21 protein-coding genes are annotated in these 24,261 nt (G+C 33.0%); 8 read left to right on the forward strand and 13 right to left on the reverse strand.

The window, feature by feature from the left end; genetic code table 11:
• Nucleotides 1-199 precede the first annotated feature (199 nt).
• The 5 genes from A3H37_00940 to A3H37_00960 all read right to left on the reverse strand — a co-directional run bounded on the left by A3H37_00940 (nucleotide 200) and on the right by A3H37_00960 (nucleotide 5,996).
• Nucleotides 200-556: a hypothetical protein gene (locus A3H37_00940; GenBank protein ID OGL49593.1), complete on the reverse strand. Its 357-nt coding sequence runs from the start codon at nucleotides 554-556 to the stop codon at nucleotides 200-202.
• A gap of 197 nt (nucleotides 557-753) precedes the next feature.
• Entirely contained in the window at nucleotides 754-1,578 is an 825-nt protein-coding gene (locus tag A3H37_00945) for a hypothetical protein (GenBank protein OGL49594.1), read from the reverse strand.
• Nucleotides 1,579-1,633: 55 nt separating this feature from the next.
• On the reverse strand, nucleotides 1,634-1,825 hold the full coding sequence (locus A3H37_00950; protein ID OGL49595.1) for a hypothetical protein: 192 nt from the start codon (nucleotides 1,823-1,825) through the stop codon (nucleotides 1,634-1,636).
• 166 nt (nucleotides 1,826-1,991) lie between these two features.
• The gene (locus tag A3H37_00955) at nucleotides 1,992-3,986 is read right to left on the reverse strand and encodes a hypothetical protein (protein OGL49596.1); all 1,995 of its coding nucleotides are present in this window, start codon (nucleotides 3,984-3,986) and stop codon (nucleotides 1,992-1,994) included.
• Nucleotides 3,987-4,130: 144 nt separating this feature from the next.
• A complete protein-coding gene (locus A3H37_00960; protein ID OGL49743.1) occupies nucleotides 4,131-5,996 on the reverse strand; it encodes a nucleotide pyrophosphatase in 1,866 nt (621 codons plus the stop codon).
• Nucleotides 5,997-6,839: 843 nt separating this feature from the next.
• Between A3H37_00960 and A3H37_00965 the strand changes: the two genes are divergently transcribed.
• Nucleotides 6,840-8,300, forward strand: coding sequence for a hypothetical protein (locus A3H37_00965; protein ID OGL49597.1), 1,461 nt, complete (start codon nucleotides 6,840-6,842; stop codon nucleotides 8,298-8,300).
• Between the two features lie 33 nt (nucleotides 8,301-8,333).
• Here A3H37_00965 and A3H37_00970 read toward each other — a convergent pair whose 3' ends face one another.
• The 3 genes from A3H37_00970 to A3H37_00980 form a co-directional block, all read right to left on the reverse strand.
• On the reverse strand, nucleotides 8,334-8,597 hold the full coding sequence (locus tag A3H37_00970) for a hypothetical protein (GenBank protein ID OGL49598.1): 264 nt from the start codon (nucleotides 8,595-8,597) through the stop codon (nucleotides 8,334-8,336).
• Between the two features lie 178 nt (nucleotides 8,598-8,775).
• Nucleotides 8,776-8,988, reverse strand: coding sequence for a hypothetical protein (locus tag A3H37_00975; GenBank protein ID OGL49599.1), 213 nt, complete (start codon nucleotides 8,986-8,988; stop codon nucleotides 8,776-8,778).
• Nucleotides 8,985-9,179, reverse strand: coding sequence for a hypothetical protein (locus A3H37_00980; protein OGL49600.1), 195 nt, complete (start codon nucleotides 9,177-9,179; stop codon nucleotides 8,985-8,987). Before A3H37_00980 ends, A3H37_00975 begins: the two co-directional genes overlap by 4 nt.
• 483 nt (nucleotides 9,180-9,662) lie before the next feature.
• On the opposite strand from A3H37_00980, the gene A3H37_00985 reads away from it, so the two are divergent.
• Nucleotides 9,663-10,796, forward strand: a complete 1,134-nt coding sequence (locus A3H37_00985) for a hypothetical protein (protein ID OGL49601.1) — start codon at nucleotides 9,663-9,665, stop codon at nucleotides 10,794-10,796.
• Between the two features lie 106 nt (nucleotides 10,797-10,902).
• On the opposite strand, the gene A3H37_00990 is transcribed toward A3H37_00985, so the two are convergent.
• Both A3H37_00990 and A3H37_00995 read right to left on the reverse strand, forming a co-directional pair.
• The gene (locus tag A3H37_00990; protein ID OGL49602.1) at nucleotides 10,903-12,822 is read right to left on the reverse strand and encodes a hypothetical protein; all 1,920 of its coding nucleotides are present in this window, start codon (nucleotides 12,820-12,822) and stop codon (nucleotides 10,903-10,905) included.
• An 81-nt stretch (nucleotides 12,823-12,903) separates the two neighbouring features.
• On the reverse strand, nucleotides 12,904-14,514 hold the full coding sequence (locus A3H37_00995) for a hypothetical protein (protein OGL49603.1): 1,611 nt from the start codon (nucleotides 14,512-14,514) through the stop codon (nucleotides 12,904-12,906).
• Nucleotides 14,515-14,772: 258 nt separating this feature from the next.
• Between A3H37_00995 and A3H37_01000 the strand changes: the two genes are divergently transcribed.
• Nucleotides 14,773-15,732, forward strand: a complete 960-nt coding sequence (locus A3H37_01000) for a hypothetical protein (protein ID OGL49604.1) — start codon at nucleotides 14,773-14,775, stop codon at nucleotides 15,730-15,732.
• Nucleotides 15,702-16,835, forward strand: coding sequence for a hypothetical protein (locus A3H37_01005; protein ID OGL49605.1), 1,134 nt, complete (start codon nucleotides 15,702-15,704; stop codon nucleotides 16,833-16,835). Before A3H37_01000 ends, A3H37_01005 begins: the two co-directional genes overlap by 31 nt.
• Before the next feature lie 31 nt (nucleotides 16,836-16,866).
• On the opposite strand, the gene A3H37_01010 is transcribed toward A3H37_01005, so the two are convergent.
• Nucleotides 16,867-18,048: a hypothetical protein gene (locus A3H37_01010; GenBank protein ID OGL49606.1), complete on the reverse strand. Its 1,182-nt coding sequence runs from the start codon at nucleotides 18,046-18,048 to the stop codon at nucleotides 16,867-16,869.
• Between the two features lie 366 nt (nucleotides 18,049-18,414).
• Between A3H37_01010 and A3H37_01015 the strand changes: the two genes are divergently transcribed.
• Nucleotides 18,415-19,275 carry a dTDP-4-dehydrorhamnose reductase gene (locus A3H37_01015; GenBank protein OGL49607.1) on the forward strand — a complete coding sequence of 287 codons (861 nt, stop codon included), beginning with the start codon at nucleotides 18,415-18,417 and terminating at the stop codon, nucleotides 19,273-19,275.
• Nucleotides 19,276-19,302: 27 nt separating this feature from the next.
• Nucleotides 19,303-20,439 (forward strand): hypothetical protein, encoded by a 1,137-nt coding sequence (locus A3H37_01020; protein OGL49608.1) that lies wholly within the window; start codon nucleotides 19,303-19,305, stop codon nucleotides 20,437-20,439.
• A 49-nt stretch (nucleotides 20,440-20,488) separates the two neighbouring features.
• Here A3H37_01020 and A3H37_01025 read toward each other — a convergent pair whose 3' ends face one another.
• A complete protein-coding gene (locus A3H37_01025) occupies nucleotides 20,489-21,139 on the reverse strand; it encodes a ribulose-phosphate 3-epimerase (GenBank protein ID OGL49744.1) in 651 nt (216 codons plus the stop codon).
• 15 nt (nucleotides 21,140-21,154) lie between these two features.
• Nucleotides 21,155-22,123 (reverse strand): hypothetical protein, encoded by a 969-nt coding sequence (locus A3H37_01030; protein OGL49609.1) that lies wholly within the window; start codon nucleotides 22,121-22,123, stop codon nucleotides 21,155-21,157.
• A gap of 186 nt (nucleotides 22,124-22,309) precedes the next feature.
• On the opposite strand from A3H37_01030, the gene A3H37_01035 reads away from it, so the two are divergent.
• Together A3H37_01035 and A3H37_01040 are read left to right on the forward strand one after the other, a co-directional pair.
• Nucleotides 22,310-22,759, forward strand: a complete 450-nt coding sequence (locus tag A3H37_01035; protein OGL49610.1) for a hypothetical protein — start codon at nucleotides 22,310-22,312, stop codon at nucleotides 22,757-22,759.
• Nucleotides 22,760-23,304: 545 nt separating this feature from the next.
• Nucleotides 23,305-24,246, forward strand: coding sequence for a quinolinate synthase (locus tag A3H37_01040; protein OGL49611.1), 942 nt, complete (start codon nucleotides 23,305-23,307; stop codon nucleotides 24,244-24,246).
• Nucleotides 24,247-24,261 lie beyond the last annotated feature (15 nt).

The following is a 24,261-nucleotide window of genomic DNA, read 5'->3' on the forward strand; positions in this document are numbered from 1 at the left end:
AGCATTTCACCGCGAAGAAGCACATAAATTCTATGAAAAAAATGGTTTTGAGAAGAGGGCTTATCTTTTTTCAAAAAGAGTCATAAAGACTTAAAGATAGATAAGGAAGCTTTTAGTTGATTTAATGTAGAGACAGAGTTTATCCCTGTCCAAAAACTTCCTTCTCCCCTTGCGGGAGAGGACTCTGGGTGAGGGGGAGTTATTTTCTAACCTGGAATTTCCAGTAAATTACTCCAGACATCCCAACAATCACAAAGGTGAGTATTAGAATAGTTCTTGAGGATATCTGAACATAAATCATCTCCTCAAGGTAATGGGTAATAAAAGAGCTAGGGTAAGCTAAAGAGGGGTCGTATTGCTCATGTAACCATACTTCAAGATGGGTCAGTGGGCATATCCAGAAAAATATCTGGCTCACAATGCTGAATAGAAGGCTTGCTATATGGATATTCCGCACAGCTCTATTATACCTTCCCCAAAGAGCTCCAAAGATTATGAATAGAATCCAGAGGAAGTGTAAAATGATAACAAAATCAGCAGAAAGTTTGTAGAGCATAGACCTTGTTATACTCTCGTAAGTTATAATAAGAAAAATTTGGTAGCCGCAGGCTTTAGCCTGCGATCAAAATGACAAATTCAAATCTCAAAATCCAAAGTTCAAATGAATGTTAAATGAGGGAATGTCAAAAGATTTTTGAGATTGCCACGTCGCTATCGCTTCTCGCAATGACTTCCGGGTCCGTCTGTAAATCCCTACACCTGTACTCCAAAGACACCCTTGAAGGCAAAGCCGAAGGCAATTGAAAGGACAAAGAAGATAACAAGCCAGTGGATTTTGTAACCAAAGACATTTAGGTCTGTAGGAGAATATCTTATCTCAATTGATTCCACAACTGAGTTCTTTTTAATCGGTTTTTCTGCAGGATTAAAAATCAGATCAAAAAAACCAGAGGAAACTCTTTTTGGAGAAATCATTGTAAGTTTGTCAGTGACTTTAATATTTTTATGAAATTTCTCTCCTCCAATCTGAAATTCCAAATCAAAATTTCCATACTCCTTTGCCCTGATTCTCCAGTCTACTTCTTTCCTTTCATCAATTCTTAAAATCGGAGTCTCTACCTCTATGCCCGGGTGAGTGATAATTTTTGCTTCTATACCGTTCACATTAATGCCTTTGTTCATATTCAATACAACAATCGCATCATCCCCTGGTTTCAGAGGAGAATACCCAAACCTGAAATTAAGCTGTATCAGTATAAGAACAACCGGAATCATCATAACAAGCATAGGCATCACTGAGTATTTCATATAAGTAAAATTATGCTTTAATATGTTTTTCTGGGCATTAAGTATTAAACCCATGTCATCCTTGAAAAGCCTCACCTCAAGAAGGTGAGCTTTTATTTTTTCCTTTGCCTCCTTTATCCCTTCCTGATTTGAAGTGTAGCGGAAAATAATAAGCATAACAATTCCTGTGAGAAAGGAAATTATGCTAAGTCCCCAGAGAGGGTTTACTTCCCTGAAAGGAGAAAAAAACAGGTCAAAAATTTTGTTTAAAAAATTATTCAAAAACCACATAAGTTAATTCCAAATATCAAAATGAGTTTATTTTGAACTTTGACATTTGAGCTTTTCACGAGATGTATCCCAGTCCCTGAAGCTTCTTTTTTATCTCATCCTCTGAATCAGATTCCTCAAGCTTTGCTATCTCTTTTTCAAGGGCATGGGTTATGAATTCCTCTACAGAAGAATACCCCGCAATCTGGGAATACTTCTTCACTTTTTCAAGCAATTCCTTGTTTAATTTTATTTTTGAACCAAACATATGTCCTCCTAAAAATAAGTTCCAAATTTCAAAATCCCTGCCTGACGGCAGGCAGGCAAATGTCAAATGAATGTCAAAATCCAAATATCAAAAGTTTTAATAATCATTTGAGCTTTAGAATTTATTTGAACTTTGAGCTTTGTCATTTGATATTTTCATATCCATTTTAATAAATAGAGGTACCCACCATCTCTTTTAATTTAGGAATCCCAAACTCTGAAAGAACAGTTGGAGCTAAATCTGTAAGAGATGGATTTTTCAGTTTTATTTTTTTGTTGCTCAGGATTATTCCGGGCACTTCCTCTGCAGCCATGCAGTGGTCTCCGCTCCATTTTTCAGTATTATCTTTTAAAAGAGCTTTTGGTATTGCCCCAAGCGCTGCCTCCCATCCTGTCCTGTATCCTCTTGCATATCCAATTAAAAGGTCAGGTGAGTTTTTTACATAAGGACCTTTATATATCTCAGATGCTTTATATACTCGTAAAACTACTTTCTCGCCATTTTTTGGGTCTCTTGCTTCAAGAAGTTTTTTTGAAATTTCATCCAAAAGTTTTTCATACTCAGGCCCCTGCTCCACAATCCCGTTAGCCTCCCTGTCTGTACGGTTGATGTAAAGTCCGTTAAATCCAAGTGAGTAAGCCTTGGTACCTGACCAGTCAACATTTTCAAAAAATTCCTTGCTTTCACCAGCAGATTCATCGTTCAGCTTAATATAACCATTCTGCATGAGCCATGTATTTATCTGAAAAGAGCGGTAATAAGGAGCAAAACCGTGGTCTGACATTACAATAAGAGTAGTATTGCTATCTATCTTTTTAAAAGCTTTTCCAAGAACCCCGTCCATTTCAATATAGAGGTTTTCAATCACTTTCGCATACTTCTCTCCATTTTCTTTATCATAGGCTGGATGGGTTTTGTCAGTTGTTCTCCAGAACATATGACTATTTAAATCAGTGGTTCCAAAATAATAAAAAAGAAGTCCTGATTTAAATCTGTTCAATTCATAGTCAAACATCTCTTCTCTTTCCTTCAGAACAAAATCTGACTGCTGGAGATATTCACCATCATTTAATATTCCGCCAGACAAAGCCTTTGTATCCTCTGGCATCCCTTGTGTGTAGAAATAACCAAACTGTTCGCAAAGCTCTTCAGAGTAATCTTGCGGAGTTGAAATCGGCATTGCAGGGGCTGAAGGATCAATATTTACCGGGCTAACATAGAGTTTAAAATCAGGTCTGACCTCTTTTAAAAAAAACTTACAGATTCCATAAACACTCTGGATGTAGGGAATCATTTCAAACTCCACTCTCACCCACCTGCTCCATTCACCCTGCTTTAGAATTGCCTCCCTATCTCCTACAACAACCTTGCCAACTGGATTTTTTGGATCAAGATAGAGTACAAAATCTACTGTAGATGTTGGATTATCTTTTACAAAAGCATTCGGAGGACCCATCAGCTTACCCTCTACCTTGTTGTCCGCAACATTGGCTTCATATATTTTACCACCTGAAACATCTTTTTTCTCTGTTTCCGGTCTGTTGGTATAGAATGAAAAAGTTCCGTAGGAACCGACTATGTCAGGAGTCCCCATTCCTGAAAGAGCCCTTCCTTCTGTTTTAACCGGAGGGAAATTTGAAGGAATTCTGAAAACAGTTGTTGGAATCCCCTTATCCTCAAGAATCTCCCAAAATGCCTTTCCCTTCCTGAGAAGCAGAACTTCTCCCCCTGATAAGGGAATTATCCATTTGCCAAGTTTGATAGTATTCCCGGCTGGCTTTGTTTCTGAAGTTGAAAGGTAGGGAATCATTGTCTTTGGATCATTATGTATGAAATCAAAAATTCCGTGCCCGCCCGGTGTCAGACCAGTTATAAAATTAGCCCATGCAACAGGACTCTGAGGAGGCATACTTGTCTGAAGAGGAAGAAATGAACCTGTCTCCTTAAGATGCCTGAAATTCGGCATTTTGTCCTCACCCATCATCCTTTCAAGAAGCTGCGGGTCCATCCCGTCAAAACCAATGATAAGAACTTTTTTAGATGTATTATTAGCTTTGCTCTTGGTACAGCCTGAGACTGTGCTGATAAGAGCTATCAAAAAAATAAGAATTGCTGTAAATCTGAAATAATTCTTTTTTGTAATTTGAAAATGTTTAAACATATTTTTTATTCTTAATAACTGTAGGGACAGGGCTTGTCCCTGTCCATTATATTGGACAGCCATAAAGGCTGTCCCTATATTTAATAATTATTCCATAACTTAAAACTAATAACCCAACCACTGGAACCCTTGACCCTTTTACCCTTACCCATTTATTAATGGCTTCCCATCCATATAAGAAGGAACTTCTACGCCAAAAAGCTTCAGCACAGTCGGGGCTATGTCAATAATCTCTGGAGACTGAGCATCTATTTTCCTGTTGCAGAAAAATACTCCGGGAACAAGCCTTGGGTCAATGCAGTGGTCGCCGCTCCAGCTTTTCACATTGTCATCAAAAACAGTATGGTTCACTATTCCTGCCACTCCATCCCACGAAGCCCTGTAGCCAATATTATAACCTATGAAAAGGTCAGGTGAGTTTGACACATAAGGACCTGAAAAAATCTTTGAACTGTCAAAAACCTCCTGTATGGCAACCTCTCCCTTTTCCTCATCCCTAAGCCCGTTCAGCTTCTGGATGATTTCTTTTTTCAATTTTTCTGCTTCTTTACCGGGACTTACAATCCCCTTTGCTTCCCTTCCCTTTATATTTAAATACATTCCTCCAAGCCCAAGAGCATAAGCCTTAGTCTTTTCCCAGTCAACATCCTTAAACCATTCTCTGCTCTCATTTCCATTTTTAAGTGCAAGATAACCGTTAAGATAGAGCCACGAGTTAAGATTTATTCCTCTCCTGAATGATTTGAAACCATGGTCTGACATTATTATGAGGATGTCCTTCTCGGCAATTTTCTCCATAACCCTTCCAACAAGGCTGTCCATTTTCATATAAAGTTCTTCAATGGTTTTTCTGTGTTTTTCTGTATCCTTATTCCTGTTTGCCGGATGTCCCTCGTCAATGTAGCGCCAGAACATGTGCTGGATTCTGTCAGTTGAATCAAAGACACATGCACAGACACCTTTTTTGGTTTTTTCAAGGGCATTGAAGAACATCTTTTCTCTTTCTTCCTGTATCAGGTAGCACTGCTTCAGGAATGCATCTTCATCAATTATTCTTTCATTTAAAGCCCATGTATCTTCTGCAAGCCCCAAGGTTGCAAAAGACCCGAACATCTTCGCCAGATAAATTGAATAGAAAAATGGATGGGAGATTGGCATAGCAGGATTCTCAGGGTCAATATTAATCGGAGTCACATAGAGTTTGAACTCAGGTGAAATTTCATTGATGTAGAATCTGCATATACCGTTAACCTTAACTCCAAGCCCGGGTTTAAAGGTAAGCTTAATCCATTTTGAGTATTCACCCTGTTTCAGCCTTAACTTTTCTTCTTGTATCTTAATTTCAGCTTCCTGTTTTTCATTATCAATAGTAACTGTGAATGGAATACGCATCTCTTCCTGTTTTTTAAGCAAAGAGTTTTCCGGTCCCGCGATATAGGAAGTTATTTTATTTGCTTCAAGTTTAACTGGTATCTGGACTCCTCCTGTGTGTTTCTTCTCGCTCGTTTCTGTCGTGTAAAAAGAAAATGTCCCCTGTGTTCCCTTCAAATCAGGAACACACATGGCTGATAAAAGAACACCTTTGAATTTCTCAGGCGGGAATGTGATTGGAACCCTTAAAATTGAGCTTGTAATATCCTTTTCACTCAAAATATTCCAGAAGGGTTTGCTTTTGCGAAGCAACTGTATTTTTGGCTTGCCAATCGGAATCTGGTATTTGCCCAAAGAAATAGCTTTTGGAGCCTTCCCTACCTGACTTGAAGAAAGTTCTGGCAGGTATGTCTGCTTATTCCTGCTTAAAAAATCAAAGATGCTGTGCTTTGAAGGATTAACACCTGTAATAAAAGAGGACCACGCAACAGGAGACATTGCAGGCAAAGTGGTTCCAAGACATGTAAACGAACCCTGCTCCTTTATCTTTGCAAGATTTGGAAGTTTTCCTTCATCCATAAATTTCCTTGCAAGAAGAGGGTCAAGGCCATCAAGCCCCACAATTACAACACGGTTCACATTTGTCTTTGTAAATCCCTTCTTCCTTCTTATTGCTTTGAATAACAGCCTGATGGGCCAGATGAGGATAGAAATGAAAGCCAGAAGGAAAGTTACGAAAAGTGTTGCAAAGGAGGTCAGAAAAGCAAACCCCGCACCGGGACCAATGTAGGCGTGAAGAGTTTTTGGATATATAAAATAGAAAAAAAGAGCAAGGGATAAAATTATAATTTTTCTTTCAGTATTTTTTTTTTCCATGCCTTGTATGCTCTAAATATTTACCCTTAAAAAAAATATGTCAGGCATTTTGCCTGACTTTTTCTCGAAATCTTTACTTATATATTAAGAGAGTGTCAACCTAAAAATAGGAAAACTATTGACAAAATCTTTTATCAGCATAAATTAAAATAAAAAATATTAATAAAAACCCCCCGAGTAAAAAAATCACAAAATTAAATATTTTTTCTTTGGTAAATTTCAGTGGATATAGAACAATTGAAAATTGCTGTAAAAAATGGAAATATTGAATGGCAAAGGCATTCGTTTGAAAGAATGATGGAAAGAGAAATTTCAAGGAAATTGTGAAAGAAGTTTTGTTATCTGGAGAAATTATTGAGGATTATCCTGATAGCAAGGCTTATCCAAGTGCATTATTTTTAGGATGCATTAAAGGCGAACCTTATCAGGATAATTAAAGTTTATTGATTAAAGCTCTATAATTTTATTAATAGAGAGTTATTAGGCAGGTTCAATAATCTAACGCAATACTTTGGTATCATAGATGGTAGCCAAAGGAGGCGTTTAGATTATGAGAATAAAATCGTATAAGCAGCTTAGTGCGGAAGCACGTGGTAATTTACTTAAATGAGTCTTCAATTTAATATCGCAAAAAATACAATTATTCAGATAGTTGGCAAAACAATAACTCTTGTTCTATCTATAATTGTTACAACATCCCTTACAAGATATCTAGGACCTGAAGGATATGGCAAATATACATTCATTTTCACATATATTTCTTTTTTTGTTTTATTAGGCGATTTTGGATTAAATAGCATTCTAGTAAGAGAAATATCAAAAGAAAAAAATAATGCAGACATATTAATAGGAAATGCTTTAGTCATTAAAACATTATTTTCAACGGTAGCTATTTTTCTTTCTGTTATAATTATCTGCCTGCTTAACTACTCGAATGATATCAAAGTTGGAGTTGCAATAGCTTCTATAACTATCGCAATTTCTGCTTTTGAAACTCTCAGAATCTTATTTCAAATATACTTAAAAATGGAATATCAGGCTGTGATTGATATTGTAAGCAAGATTGTTTTTTTAGGGCTTGTATTAGGAACTATATTTTATGCAAAAAATTTATATTTTATAATAGCTAGTTTTGTTCTTTCATCCATCATTAGCTTAATCCTCACTATCTATTTTTCTTTCAAATTTATAAAACCCAAGTTTAAAATTCATTTACAATTATGGCCAAATTTACTCAAAGAAGTGCTGCCATTAGGAATATCTTTAATATTAACAATTATATATGGAAGAATTGATATCATAATGTTATCTTTAATGAAAAGCAACGAGGATGTCGGGCTTTACAATCTTGCATACAAATTTATTGAACTTTTAACACTTTTAGTTCCCGGTACTATTATGGTATCAATATTTCCAATAATGTCAGAGCAATTTAAAACGAATAAAAATAGCCTTCAGGGTCTTATCCAAAAAACTTTTGATATTATGATAATTGTTTCAGTATTTATTGCGATTGAAACAATACTTTCCGCTGAAAAGATTATTTTAATCCTTGGAGGAGAAAATTTTAAAAACTCAACATCAGCTTTACAAATCCTAATCATGGGAACTGTATTTATTTTCATAGGTAATATATTTGGTTTTTTATTAATATCTGCAGGAATGCAGAGGTTGAATTTAATAACCGATTTTATCGGAAGTGTTTTAAATATATCTCTAAACCTTTACTTAATATCTAAATTTAGCTTTATAGGAGCTTCAGTTTCAACAGTATTGACACAAGCAGTCGTACTGGTCATTGCTATGATATTTGTTAATAAATTTATAAATATCAAAATCAGCTTTCGAATTTTAAAAAAAATTATATTCATTTCTATTTTAATTTATGCTGAAATACTCTTTCTTGAATTTTTTGAAATCAATACATACACAACTATAATAATAAGCTCCTTAACCTATTTTTTGTTAGTATTTCTCTTTAAATGTTTTCTTCTTGAAGAATTAAGGCAGATTATGAAAGAAGGGCTTAATAGGCTGGGTTTTAAAGAGTTTTTTGACAAACAATAGAGGATTCTGGACTGCACCCTTTGGACTGGAGGCTTAACCGTGTAGTTTTAGGGTGACCCGTCCGAGCAATTGTTTTCTGTTTTTGTCGAGCAATATAGCTTCAAACTCTTCCGGTGGCAAGTACTGAATTCCTGAATGAACTCGCTTTCTGTTGTAGACCTTTTCTATAAACTCAGGAATGCGTTCCACGACATCCGTAAAAGTCTCATATTCCCATAAGCACACCTCCTCGTTTTTTAATGTTTTAAAGAATGACTCAGCATAGGCATTATCATAGGGGTTGCCCTTAGCCAACATGCTGATGAGAATCTAGTTCCCTGACGTAATCTCTGCAGGCATACTGGACTCCTTGAGCAGAGTGATGGATCAACCCACATCCTTTATCTCCATCCCTCTGAGAAGATTGGGATATATGTGGAAGGAATGCTCAGAATCGGTTGTCTGGATGAACCGCCTCTTGATATGCCGGAACAGGTCATACTTGTGCATAACCCTCAAAATGCGTTTTCCATTCACCCGAAGACCGTAACGAAGCCAAAGCTGGGCTCTCAATGTCCGATACCCCCAACACAAGTAATTTGCCTGTAAAGTCCTCAATCTTATCCCGCAGGTCTGCATCCACCCGTTCCCTGTCTTTCCGGCATACCTTTGGATTGTAGTAATACGTAGACTCGCTCAGTCCGATCATTTTGCACCCCTCCCTGACTGACCCACAATCTCCCCAGTGACAACGCACCCACAGGACCTTCTCATGGATGGATAAGTCTTGTTGAGTTTTTTTAAAAGCTCATTCTGGATGGTCAGCTCTCCAACCTTCTTCTTGTAACGGTCAAGCTCCTTCTCAAGCTGACGCTCACGGGCAGTGGGACTTGACTGCATCCTGCCTTAGTAAATCTGCTTTTGCCAACAGTTTATCAAAGAAGGGGAAATGTCATTCTCTCTCCCAGCCGCTGCCTTGCTGATAGCCCCACTGTCTATCTGGGATACCAGCGACCTCTTGAACTCCTCGCTGAATTGACGGTACTTCTTCATCTGTCCGACTCCTTTCTGGAAGATCTTTGCCTCTTCCTCTGTCGAACAAACAACCTAATTCTTAATGCCAAATACTCCAACTACAGGGGTGCACTCCACTCTTTGAGAAAGAACAAAACCCTGAACCCTGTCAATTTAGTCTAACCTGAGATTACAGACAGAGGGGTTTACTCCAGACTGAAGATTAATATTCATAATATTTTATGTATAGTTAGGTTCGGAAGGTTTTTTATTTGTCAATAATTATTAAGAATGTTATATGATTACTAAAATATTATTAATATTTGAAGGCTTTCATCCTTTCTAATATGGATTTGATTTTAAAAACTTATGATAAAATTAAAAATATTTTTTGACTGGTTACAGGTGTTTTTGTTTTCAATTATAATCTTCTTAACAATACCGTATACTCCTCTCTTGTGGAAGGTTTTATCTCAGGATCAGAAATCTTTTGTAATTTTTGGAATTTATCTATTGTCTTTTTCATTTATATTTTCAATCTTAATTTATCTTTTTTTCTACAAAAAAGAAAGAATGCTATTGCCTTATTTGTGGCTTTTAATAATTGCTTTTTTATATATTTTATTACTTAAGAATCTGAATGAATTTCCAGTTGAAAAGATTCATCTTGTAGAATACGGCATATTAGGATTACTTACATTTAAAGCATTAAAAAATAGTATAAAAGATTTAACTGTCTATATATTGTCATTTGTAATTACATTTTATGTAGGGATGTTTGATGAAGTAATTCAATGGATAGTCCCTAATAGAGTTGGTACGATTGAAGATGTTTGGCTCAATGTAAAAAGCAGTCTATTAATTTTGATGTTAATAGGATTAGTAATAAAACCTAAAGAAATTACAACAAATATGCATTTAAGGGATTTAAAAAGAACATATATTCCAATTTCACTGGCTGTAATAGTCACTGGAATATTTATAAACACTATTCACGGATTTGGTTTTAGAATTGAGGTAAATGATTATATTGAAGCCTATTCTCGCTTTTCAAAAACAGAGCTAAGATTAATTAATAACTTGCTTAAAAATGATTCATTTTTGCTGGAATCAACTGCTAAAAAGTTTGAGAGCGTTGATGTATTAAATTTGAAGATCCTTTCAGAAGATGGTAAAAGATTAACTTTTTTTAAAGAAGCTGCTGACCATAAATGGGAAAGAGATCACTCCTTTTCTAAAAAAAGATTTATTAAGAGCCTGAATGAACAAATTATACTCATGAATTATTATTCTTCCCTTTTTTATTTTGATTTTTTTAAATGGAGCGATGGGAAAAAAATATTTGTTGAAAGGTTTTTTCAGAATGAATTGTCAGAAAAGAGAATTTATAAAAGCCCTGTTTGCGGTATTTTGATAACTGAATTTTCAAAACTGCATATGTGGGTATTTATTATTTTTACAACTGTAATCTTTACTATTTTATTTATTAAAACCAAGGGATGATGTTATTAGGCAGATTAGAAGTAAATTACCACATGCTTCCGCACAGGGTATTCAGGTTGTTTCTTTCATAAAAATAAAATTATAGAAAATATTTTCAGTTGTAATGTCAATTTATGTAACCTAGAGCTTTCAATTTTTCCATCATTATCTCATCCTTTATTAAGTTTTCATTCTCTTTTTTGAACAGATTTTTTGGATTATAGTTTGTATCATAGGTTTCTATTGTTGTTGGAGGATATTTTGAGAGCAAATCCTTGTCAATTATTTCAGTTAATACTTTGCCATCCATATCCTTTCCAATTGGCAAACCTAAAAGATATAAAATTGTAGGAGTTATATCATAAATAGTCGGGATTTGACTGTGGAAGGTACCAGAAATATTCTTGCCACTTGCTATAAAAATCCCATCAGAACCAATTTCATGTCCACCAGATATATTATTAGAAAAAAAATTAAATATTGGTTCGTGGCCATGATCTGAAATTACAAAAAAAGTTGTATTAGCATCTTTATACTGCAATAAATCTCCTACATATTCATCTACTTGCTGATAATAATCATATATTAAATTTTCATATTTCTTTTTTTCTACTTTATTTACCCATGGGAATTTATCTATGTCAGTATATTTCCAAAAATGGTGCTCAAAATCATCTGTTCCTCTGAAATATAGAGCAAAGAAATCTATATTATTAGATGCTGCAAGTAATCGTTTTGCAATGTTGAAATAGATATTTTCTGATGTATAAGTATACTTTACATAAGATGATACAAAGTTACGCTTTTTAATTTCAGGTGAAATGTAAGATGTTATATTGTCAGAAATTTCACGGCATAAGTTAGTTGGATAAATTAAATCTTCTCTATAGCATTGATATTTATTTAAATCATTTTCATAGTCTCCAGTATTTAAAAGGAATCTGTCAGATATAAAATAACCATTAATTATTTCTGCTGGATAGGAGAAAAACCAATTCGCCATTAAGACTTTTTTCTTATTTTGTGTGAGTATATTCCAAATAGCAGGAGTTTTTCTATAAATAGGATTTATAGGATATACTCTTGTTAATCCTGTAAACTTGAGATATTGTAGTTTGCCAAATATCCCTTCTTGGAAAACTTGACACAATGGCTTGCTTACACCGTTAAGTGATATTAATATAAAGGATTTTATTCCGTGTTTCTTAGGATTTTTACCAGTAGCGATTGAAGTCCATAAGATTGGAGACTCTGTAGGTATTGAAGTTTTAATATGACTTCTAACGCCATTATCAATAAGTCTTTTTAAGTTATTTAATCCTCCCCTTTTTATCATTGGGTCTATAATATCCCATGTTGCTCCATCTACACCTATAAGAAAGACCTTGTTTTCAGAAAAAGAATCTCTCACTTTTATTTTTTCAGTTGGTATTGTATTAACTGATATTTTAGACCTATTATAAAAGATTGGGGAAACAAGAAATAAGATATAAGCAAAAACAATTATAGTGATAATTATAACTGGATTTAATACCTCATGAGATTTTCTAAGAATGTTTAAATATATGGTTGCAGATAATTTTGCAAGGATAATTGAAATTATTGCTGATACAATGACAGCACACCACATTAATATTGCCATTTTCCAGTAGTTGTCAGCAAATGGGAAGACAGAGTAATAAGAATAAGCACGAATAAATTTATTCAGAAATTGGGAAAAAAGAATCAGAGAGAAAATAATCAAAAACACAGATTGCTTAAATGGTTTTTTAATAATAAATGATGGCTTGATGAATAGAAGTGAGACATATATTCCACTAAAAATGACAGTCCCTGCGATAGATATAAGAATAGTGTAAAGTAGTATCATGTACAGAGAAATCACAAAAGCATCTGAAAAAGATATGATTCTGTCGTTAAGGAGAATGGTGCCGGCTGTAACTAGAACACCATCTAAAAAGCCAATGAGAAACAATGGTATAATTAGCCCTTTTAATTCTGAAAAGAATGTTGTATTAAGTGAATTATTTTTAGTTGTATCAGTCATAATCTAGCTTAGAAAATTCATTAGATGATTTAAAAGACTTGGTTATGCTTAAGCGATATTAAATATACAGATAGTCGAAAATCAGAAAATTGTATTATTTATTTTCCAGATTATAAACATTGTTTTTCTTCCAAAATGATTATACTCTTTTGAACGATAAATTTCATCAGATTTTTTTAATGTCAATGTTCCACCAAATACATCATATAAATGGCTAAAACTTTTAAAAAGATATTTATCATAATTTCCACTTCTAACATCAGGGTTGTCCCAAAAAGCATGGTGTACAAAATATTTTATATTTTTTTCTCTGATATAGTCAAGAAACTTTCCCTCCTTGAGATAGTCCTGAAACTCAAAATTGTTAATGACACCATCAATATTTACAATTCTTCTATTTGAAAAATAGGAGATAATTCCAGCATCCTCAAGCATGAAAATGTCATCAGGGGAGGTATTCTCCTTAATCCAGAGAGCTTCCCTGTAACCTTCGTACTGAAATCTATTCTCAACAGATCTTTTTACAGAAGCAAACTGAGCTAATAATGCAAGTATGATGAGAAGTGATGCTAAGAAAAAAGATGGTTGTTTGATGCCAGGAAAATAGTGCTGAAGTTTTTCCTCTGCTGCACGGATGATAAGAGGCATGACTAAGAGGAGAAAAACAGTATATCCTGCAAAATGCCATCTAAAAACTGCCCATTTCATAAAGAGGAGTGTATCAAAAAAATGTATTATTACATAAATAGCAAGAACTATCAATACAGCTCTGTATTCTATGTTTGGAGCTAAGTTTTTTATTGCCTTATTTTTGAATAGTGTAAGAACAAAAAACCCAATTGCAATAAAAAAAATAACAGAAAAATCAATAAACTGATAAAAGTATTCAGGGCTAAATGATGGGGTAGGAAAGGAATGTTTCAGACTTCCGCTAATGGGGGTTATATGCCCGAATGAGGAGTAATTCCATGCAAGATAAGGGAGGGGGATGAAAGATGCTGGAATAAAGATGGTAAGAATCTTTTTTAAGTATGTTCCTATTTTCTGCCGTGTTTCTGGTATCAAGACATTGTTTTGAATATTGAATGTTAGGTAGGATACTATTGATATAAAGTAAAAGATAGAGTCAAGTCTTGCGAGAAAAATGAGAGTGAGAATTATTCCAAAAATGAGGTTTTTCCTGAAATTCCCATGAGAAGTCAGAATACAGTGGTTCAAACAGTAGTTTACTGATAATAGCAAAAGGAATATAAGCAGGCCTGCCTCAAGGCCATATTCGGTTTGGCTTAAGAAACGAGGCCACATAAATATGGCAAGGGTAACAATAGGATATGGGGATCCGAACTCTCTGTAGAGAATCTTTCCTAAAAGAAATATTATGGCTCCAAGAATTACTGCCTGAAGCGTCATAACAAAGTGTATTGAGAGTTCTTCGTTGCCATTTGTCAGATAAAATATTGGGAGGATTGAAAACATCCAAAGAGGATGATACCCGTTTGTTTTGTTTATTCCGTCAAAAGTAGATGTATGTTCTTTTACAATATTCTGAGTTGTCTTAAAATAATAGAATGCATCATCTACAACTCTTCCAAGGATAAAGCTCATGTCAAGCCATGAGAATATTAAACGAGTTCCGATGACTATAAATGCTAAAATAAAAAAAAGCTTGTTTTTGCTATATAATGTTTCCATTTAAACAAGAATATTATCTATAGACATAATATTATATTAAATTTTTTAATTATATCATTGCTTTTCCTGAAGTAGCAATATCATTATTTAAGATACCTATTTTGAAATTTGACTTAAATTAATGTCATTTAAAAAGTAAATTGATAAGTTTAATGTGAATATATTTTAAAGCTTAAACATTTTTAACGAAAAAATAAGAAAATACTCATTGTCAGTTTGATATTTATCAAATTTTTCCACAAAATTATTATGTGAGACATGAACATAATTATAAAAAAAATTATAAAAGAAACTTTTAGCTTTTTTGTTTTTTACTCAGGAATTCTTTCTATATATCGTTTTTTAAGAAAAAAAAAGATAACAATATTAAATTATCATGATATTAAAGGTGAGGATTTTGAAAGACATGTGAAATATTTAATAAGGCATTTTGATATTATTCCTCTCGGTGAATGTGTGGATTGTCTGAATGAGGGTAAGGAAAAGAGCAATAGCCTTGTAATTACTTTTGACGATGGCTATAAGTTATTCTATAAAGAAATATTTCCTATACTTAAAAAATATAGTATTCCTGCGACTGTTTTTATAGCAACCGATTATGTGGGTTCAAGTAAGCTTTTCTGGTTTGATTTGCTAAAACTATATTTCGAAGAAAAAGGTGTTGAAGCCTTCAAAAAAAAATTGGAGAATATAAGAGGAGATTTTGATTCAGTAGTTAGCTCTCTAAATCAGTTAGGAGAAGATGAAAAGAGGAGAAAAATCGTAGAAATTATAGAAGGATATGAAATAGATCATGAGAATAATAACAAAGCAGCAAATTATCGTATCCTGAACTGGAAAGAGATAAAGGAGATGGCAGGAGGTCTTATTTGTTTTGGTGCCCATACAATGAGCCATCCAATACTGACCAAAATTTCACTTGATAGAGCACGAGAGGAAATTTTTGGTTCAAAGGATATATTAGAAAGGCAACTTGAAGTAGAGATAAAATTCTTTGCCTATCCCAATGGAGACGTTACTGATTTTGATGATAATATAATCAAAATTGTTAAAAAAGCAGGTTTTTCCTCTGCCCTTACTACAATTGACGGAAATTGCAAAATCGGGGATGATTTGTTCATATTAAAGAGAAAGGTGATAGATGGGAAATTTAGTATACCATGTCTTGCAGCTAAGATAGCAGGGTTGTGGGTTTCATTGACAAGAAAAGGCATATAAGTAGAATGAATAAAAAATATAACTATAATTTAAGAAAATATAAAAAAGAAGACATGAAAGAAATTTTTGAACTCATGAGATTTATCTATCCAGAAGAAAAATATAATAATTTTATTCATCGAAGGAGAAAAATGTGGGAGTGGGAGTTCTTGGAAAATCCTTTGATAAAAAAAGGGGAGGAAAAAATTTGGGTTGCTGAAGATAGCGGAAAAATTATAGGACATGTTGCAACTATGCCAGTGAAGTTGAAATGTGATGACAAATATTACATTGCCCATTTTGCAATGGATTTAATAGTTGATAGTGCTTATAGAGGGAAAGGTATTGGACAGGGTTTAATGGAAGCTTGGAGAGATAGTAGCGAAATAGCTATTGGACTTGGCTTAACTCCTGCGGTCTTACCAATCTATTATAAGTTGGGATGGAAAGTTTTTAATACAAAAAAGGTATTGGTAAAGGTATTTAAAAGTAGAAAAATTTTGAAAAAATTAATAAAAAAAGAAAATATTTTATTGAGAACTGGAGAAAAACTAATTAATTCTGGATTAAAGGCTTTTAACTTCGTTTTGAGTAAGCCTTTAAAAGTAGATTGGAAGAGTATTTTTGAAATTTATGAATTTGATTCAAAGATTGATATTTTTTGGGAAAAAGTAAAGGATGATTATAACATTGCTTTGAGAAAGAGTAAGGATTATTTAAATTGGAAATATACCAATCATCCCTATTACCAGTATAAAAAGTTTTATTATATGGGAAAGGATGGAATTAAAGGATATGTAGTTTTAAGGGAATCAGAGGAAGAGGGTTATTGCGAAGGGCATATTGTAGATATGATGACAAGAGCAGATGATTTTAAATCGATGGGTTTAATGGTAGCATGGATAATTGATTATTTTAGAAAAAATGGAGTAGAATGTATTTACTTTATGACCACATGTGCAAATCAGAGAAAAGTGCTTTTAAGGAATGGATTTTTACCTCTTAAGAGAGGTCCTGTTTTTTCTGTCTATTCCCACGATAAAGATTTGCTTAAAAGATTATGGAGTTTTAACGATTGGTTTCTAACCAAAGATTCTTCGGATTTAGAAATATCTTACATTTAATCCCCTTTGTAAAAGAGCCAACTTCCAGTTTTTAAAAATTCTGTTTTAACCTCTCTACTTTTTTAAGATATTCATAGAACTTTTTAGCCTGTTTTTCCCAAGTAAATTCTTCCTCTACTAACTCTATCCCAGAATATCCTATTTCTTTTAGGTTTCCTCGCAGATTATAGGCTCTTAGAATTCCATCCTTAATATCTAAAGGATTAGAAGAATCTATAAATATTCCACATTTCCTTTCTTTTATTATCTGAAGGTGAGCATCAATTTTGGTTAAAATTACAGGCTTCCCCATAGCCAGATATTCCATAAGTTTTAAAGGGCTACTCATTCTCCACCAAAGAAGATCAGGTAAAGGCAAAAGGCCTACATCACACATACCTATAAAGATTGGGACAATATCGTATTCTACAGGGTCATGAATTATTATATTATTTTCAAGCCCATTTTCTGCCACAAAACGTTTAAGTTCATTTTCCACATTTCCTCTCCCGAGTATAAAGAAACATAATTCTGGTATTTCATCTCTTAAAAGTTCTACAGCCTTGACAGCATCAGCAATCCCCCTTGATATACTTATTCCACCATGATACATAACAACAAATTTATCCATTAATTTAAATTTCTCTCTTAAGCTTTTTACAGATTTTGGATTGAAAAGCTTCAGAGAGACACCCGATGTCCATATCCCCATTCGTTCTTTTTCTATTCCATAATCCTTAGCAATTTTATCTCTGTAAAGTGGAGTAATAACCGTAAATCCATCAAATAAATATTTACATAAGTAAATTGATAATTTAAATCTTAAGATATGAATTTTATCCTGAATTCCAAATGTATCAACAGGAATACTTCTTATGTCTAATACAAACTTTGTTTTTATAATCCTGAGTTTAGATAATATATTGAAAGGAAACGTTGTTAACACGCAGTAGTGGTCAAGAATAACGTAATTATAATCCTTAAATATTACTTTGAATAAAAGGTAGAAAAATAGTGAAAATTGAAATGAAATACTTGATAAAAAAAAATTTCTTGGATATGGAAGAAAAGATACGTCCAAGTTTTCAACAGAGAGCGATTTCTTGTTTTTTAATGCTGGAATGAGTAATTTTACTTTATTGCCAAGCTTTTTTAACTCAAAGGCCATTTCTTGCCAAGTGGCAATATCGAGATTTTCATTAAAGTCAGTTTGAGTTATCCAGATAATTCTCATGAAAACGAACTGTTATTATATTTCTTTTACTTTGTGTAAAATATTATGAAAAAGCAGAAATGATTGCTTTTTGAATTTTAATTGACTGAAATATAACTGATATAGGGTTATTAATCAACAAAAATGAATTAGTAATTAATACTTAGTTTATCATGAATTTTTTAAGTTTTCTAAAAAAATATTATAAATTAACTTTATTTTGATTATAAATTTTATATTTACAAAGCAATTTTAGATATGATTGAGAATAATAAAAGGATTTTAAAAGTAATTATGTGTTATTTTATAGATTTAAAAGAATTACAAATAAAAAATTAAATTAAAAAAGGAGGTTGTGTGAGAATTTTAGTAACTGGGGCGAGTGGAATGTTGGGCAGCGATCTTTGCAAATTATTTTCTGAAAAATACGAAATATTGGCTACGGATCTTTCAAGTCGGATATCGCAAAAGTGGAATTGTGGTGCAAAAATTATGGAAATGGATGTAAGAGACTATGAAAAAATAAATTCTGCTTTTCAATTATTCAGGCCTGATTTTGCAATCCACTTAGCTGCAAAGACTGATGTTGATGGATGTGAAAGTGATGTTGATGGGGCTTATGGAACAAATACGATTGGAACAAAAAACATAGCGTTAGCGTGCAGGAAGTTTAATTCGGTTATGGTATATATTAGTACGGGAAGTGTTTTCGATGGTGAAAAAGAAGTTCCCTATACTGAGTTTGACATACCAAATCCTATGAGTATTTATTCTAAGTCTAAATACGAAGGTGAATTGATGGTTCAAAAACTTTTAAATAGATTTTTTATTTTTAGAGCAGGATGGATGTTTGGTGGAGGAAAGGAGGATAAGAAATTTGTTGCGAAGATATTGGATTTGGCAATGGCAAGAGATGAACTAAAAGTGGTGAATGATAAATTTGGGTCTCCAACTTATACAAAAGATATTTCAAAAGGAATAATGACTATGATAAATTCTGAAGTGTATGGGCTATATCATATGGTTAATCCTGGATATTGCTCAAGATACGAATGCGCAGAAAAAATATTAGAGTTTGCAAAAATTCAGAAATGCAGACTTATCCCTATCAATTCAGATGAATTTCCACTTCCAGCTAAAAGACCAAGAATGGAAGCTTTAAGAAACTACCATTTGGAACTTATTGGAATGAATATCATGAGACCATGGAAAGAAGCACTCGAAGAATATATAAATGAGATAGCTTAAGGATTAACTAAAAATATTTAACTGCCTATGAAGATTTCTATTATAGGAATTAACGGAATTCCAGCTCAACACGGAGGATTCGAGACCTGTGTTGATAATACAAGCACAAGGTTGGCTGCAAAGGGTCATGAGCTGACAGTTTACTGCAAAAGAAGAAATATAAAATTAAAAGATAAGTTTTATAAGGGTGTGAGAGTTATAAAGCTCCCCTCCATTGGTAACAAGCATCTTGAAACCTTAAGCCATAGTTTTTTGTCTGTAATTCACCTTTTATTTAAAAAATGGGATATAATTCATATTTACGGTATAGGGAGTTCAATTTTTGCACCATTTCTGAAGATGTTAGGTAAAAGGATTGTGGTTTCTGTTGATGCCCTTGATTGGGAAAGAAAAAAATGGGGAAAAGTCGCGAGATGGTATCTAAAAAAGTCGGCTTATTTTGCTATAAAATATTCTGATGAAATGATTGTGGATTCAAAAATAATTCAGAAATTTTACAAAGATAATTTTGCAAGAGATGCAGTATATATTCCATATGGAGCATTAGTAGGGCGGAAATGTGATGAAAAGGTTTTGAAGAAATTTAGTTTAATAAATGATAAATATCTACTTTTTGTTGGGAGATTAATTCCTGAAAAAGGAGTCCACCACTTAATTAATGCTTATAAAAAGTTAGATACCGAACTTGATCTTGTTATTGTTGGCGGAGATTGGTTTGCAACTGACTATATTGAGCATCTAAAAGATTTAGCCAGTGGAACAAAAACAAGATTCCTAGGGTTCGTTTACGGAGAAGATTATAACAACATTTGCAGTGGTGCATATGTTTATATCCAACCTTCTGAAGTTGATGGAACTTCTCCATCACTTCTTGCATCAATGGGATTTGGGAACTGTGTTATTGTAAATGGAATTCCAGAAAATTTAGAAACTATCGGAGATGCAGGTTTAAGCTATAAAAATAATAATGTTGAAGATTTGAAGGAAAAAATAAAATATCTTATATTAAATCCAGAAAAAGTGAATGAGTACAGAAAAAAGGCTGAAGACAGAATCAGGCATTACTATGATTGGGACAGGGTTTCAAAAACGCTTGAAGAGGTTTATAGAAAAATAATCAATGGTGAAAAAGTAGTTCCTGATCTTTATGAGTTTGTCAATTAGTCTTGCAGTTAATTTATTTTATAGATAGAATTTCGAAATCAAGTAATCTTTATTGTTCGCAAGCCTTGCGAAGCATTATAATTTTTTTGACAGGGTCATCACTGTTAAAAATTTCAGATCCAGCAATTAATATATCAGCTCCTGCCATGGCAATTTGTTTTGCATTATCATTTTTTACTCCTCCATCTACAGCGAGCAAAATGCGGGAGTTTTTCTTTAATATAAGGTTTTTTAGCTCTTCTATTTTTTTTAATACATGAAAAATAAATTTTTGCCCGCCAAAGCCTGGATTTACTGACATAAGAAGGACTAAGTCAATATCAGGAAGTATGTATTTAAGGGTACTTATTGAGGTAGCAGGATTTAAAGCTATTCCTACTTTTGATTTAAAACTTTTTATAAGCTCGATTGTTCTATGAATGTGTTTACAGGTTTCCTGATGAATTGTAATAAATTCACTTCCTGCTTTTGCAAATTGCTCGATATATCTATCTGGATTTTCTATCATCAAATGAACATCAAGTGGAAGTTTACTAATTTTTTTTAATGCAGTTATAATCATCGGACCAACAGTTATGTTGGGGACAAAATGCCCATCCATGATATCTACATGAATTAAGTCAGCATATTGTTCAATCGGTTTTATTGCTTTTTCCAGATTGCTAAAATCTGCAGATAGTATAGAAGGTGCAATTTTTATCATAGAAAGCTCCATTTAAAAATTTTGTTCTATTGTTTTTATCCCATCGATGAAAATTGTTATATAAGTTTTCCCAATAACTTCAATTAAGAGATTAATAGGTTTTCCGGGTGTGACAATTTTGTTAAATAATTCTTTGCTTCCTTTTGCATTTTTAACAATAATTTTTACGTTTTTATTTTCACTACCATCAGGAACTTTATAGCTGAAAGGTCTAAAAGTTTTAAGAAGTTGTGGTTGAGTTCTAAATGATGTTTTATTTATTGTTAGCTTCACAACTTGGCTGTAAGTTAAGGGATATCCAGGTTTTGGATCTTGATCAAAAACTGTATCCGGAGGCTGAGTAGGTGCTGATATTTTTTTTGGTTCTACTATGTTCACATTTAATTTGTTTAAAATTTTTAAAGCCTTTTCTTCCTTAACACTAATAAGATTAGGCATTAAGAAGTTATTTTCTTTTTTGCCAAGGCTTATTAAAATGTTTACAGAATCTCCAGGGCTTCCTTTTTCATCTGATTTTGGTTCCTGTGCTATGCAAGAACCTTCAGGGTATATATTTGAATGAACTTTTAAAATATCTCCTATCCTTAACTGCTTCTCTGTTAAAGATAATTCTATTTCTCTAAGTGATTGCCCCAAAAGATTTGGAATTAAGAGAATACGAGGTCCTTTGCTAATTAGTATTTTAACCATTCTGCCTTTTTTTATTGTTTTACCAGGTTTGGGTTTTTGGAAAATTATATGGTATATTGGTATATTGTTATCATATCTTGTTCCTTCGACAATAGGATAAAGGTTATTTTGTCCAAGGGTTATAAGTGCTTGGTCTAGCGGTTTATTGGTAAGGTCTGGAATCGTGACATTTCCGCTTTTGATAACAATATTCATTACCATTAAGCCACTTGTAAGCCCAGCAATAATGAAAGTTATTATGATAAGTGAATATTTTATTAGAGTTTTTATTAGCTTGTTTATCATTCCCATTCTATGTATTTGTTTTTAGCCATATAAACTTATCAGGAAGCTGAAATTCTGTCAATCTATAGACAGATATAGTTTTGTTTTCCATATTTCTTGACACCGGAACTGTTTGAAAGTATTGTTATTTGAATTTTGCTACTCTCTTTATTAGATAAAAAATATAAAATAATTAAAAGGATATTATTTTCTATGAATAATTTGATAATATTATTTACGACTGGATTTTATTCTGGGTATTTTCCTATCGCATCAGGAACTGCAGGTTCCTTTGTAGGTGTTGGTTTATATCTGTTAATGGATAGATTTATATCAGTTCCTTACTATGCAGTAGTAACTCTTGTTGTTTTTATTTTGGGTATATTAGCTTCTTCAAAAGCTGAAGTTGTTTTTGCTAAAAAAGACAGCGGAAAAATAGTAATAGATGAAATTGTTGGTTTTATGGTTACAATGTTTGCAATTCCTTCGACCTTGAAATATGTTTTGGCTGGATTTTTTCTTTTCAGGGTTTTTGATATCATTAAACCCTTTCCGATTCGAAGGTTTGAAAAACTTGAAGGCGGGCTTGGTGTTATGTTGGATGATTTTATAGCAGGGATTTATGTTAATTTAATATTGCATGGGTGGAAATATTTAGGATAATATAAAAAAGGGTAAAGAATATAAACAAACTTGAGATTAAGACAGTTAATTTCCTTAAGATGAATCATTTCTTGTTTTTCAGAAAGACATCATCAAAAATAGATCTGCTAATAGCTTTTTCAGCAATAATTTCTCCTCTGATTTGGTATGTTCCTTTTTCGATGTCTTTTTTAAGAGCTTCTATTTTTTGGGACCTAATTTTTTGAATATCTTTTAAAATTTTCTTTGAATTTGCCATTTTCTAGGTTCCTTTAAAAAATTAATATTTCCTTTTAAAGCTTTCTATTTTGATAACTTCTTAATCAAGAAAATAAGTTTATTAGGAATCTATCGGTTAAACAGTATTTAGTTTAAGACTTAATTCAGAATAGTAAATAATTTTAATACTAATATCTTGGGAAATAAAAAAGAATTTCAGTATCTGAAAAGCTCCAAAATAAAAAATGATTGTGATTTTTGATATTCTCATTTATTATTTAAGCAAATTACCTTGATTTATTATCAATATTTATTATGTAAACAATAAAAAATAAAGAAAATATAATATGAAGAGAGAAGAGCTTTCAATATTACCAAATAATAAACTGATATCTACCATAAAAAAGTTTAAAAAAAAACACAATGCAATAATTCTTGCTCACAATTATCAAAGAGATGAGATTCAGGAAGTTGCTGATATCTGTGGTGATTCCCTCGGACTGTCAATTGAGGCTTCTAAAACAGATGCTGAAGTAATAGTTTTTTGTGGAGTACATTTTATGGCTGAAAGCGCTTCAATTTTATCTCCCCAAAAGACAGTTATATTGCCTAGAATTGATGCAGGATGTCCTCTGGCAGATATGGTTGACGTTCCAAGATTAAAAAAGAAAAAGGAAGAACTTGAGAACATTCCTGTAGTCTGCTATGTGAATTCTTCAGCTGCAGTTAAGGCTGAAAGTGATATCTGCTGTACGTCTGCTAATGCTATTAAAGTTGTGAGTTCATTAAATGATGCTGATAAAGTTTTAATGATTCCAGATAGAAATTTGGCTTTTTATACATCAAAATTTACATCAAAAGAAATTATCCCTTGGGAAGGATTTTGTCCTACCCATCATTTGTTAAAGGTTGAGGATGTACAAAAAGCAAAAACTGAGCATCCTAATGCTCTTTTTATTGCACACCCTGAATGCACTCCAGAAATACTTAAATATGCTGACCATGTTTGCAGCACCTCAGGAATGTATAGGTTTGCTAAGGAGACCAGTGAAAAGGAGCTTATCATAGGCACAGAGGAGGGAATTCTGTATCGCTTGAAAAAAGAGAACCCTGATAAAAAATTTTATCTTCCTGCAGAGCATGTGCTGTGCCCGAATATGAAACTTACAAGGCTTGAGGATATTGCTGTAAGCCTTGAGACCTTAGAGCCTGTAGTTAAAGTTCCTGAGGAAATAAGAGTTAAAGCATACCAGGCTTTGAAGAGAATGATAGGAATACCCAGAGACTGAGGGAGAAGGTGGGAA

This window comes from Candidatus Schekmanbacteria bacterium RIFCSPLOWO2_02_FULL_38_14 (assembly GCA_001790855.1).
Taxonomy (GTDB): Bacteria; Schekmanbacteria; GWA2-38-11; order GWA2-38-11; family GWA2-38-11; genus 2-02-FULL-38-14-A.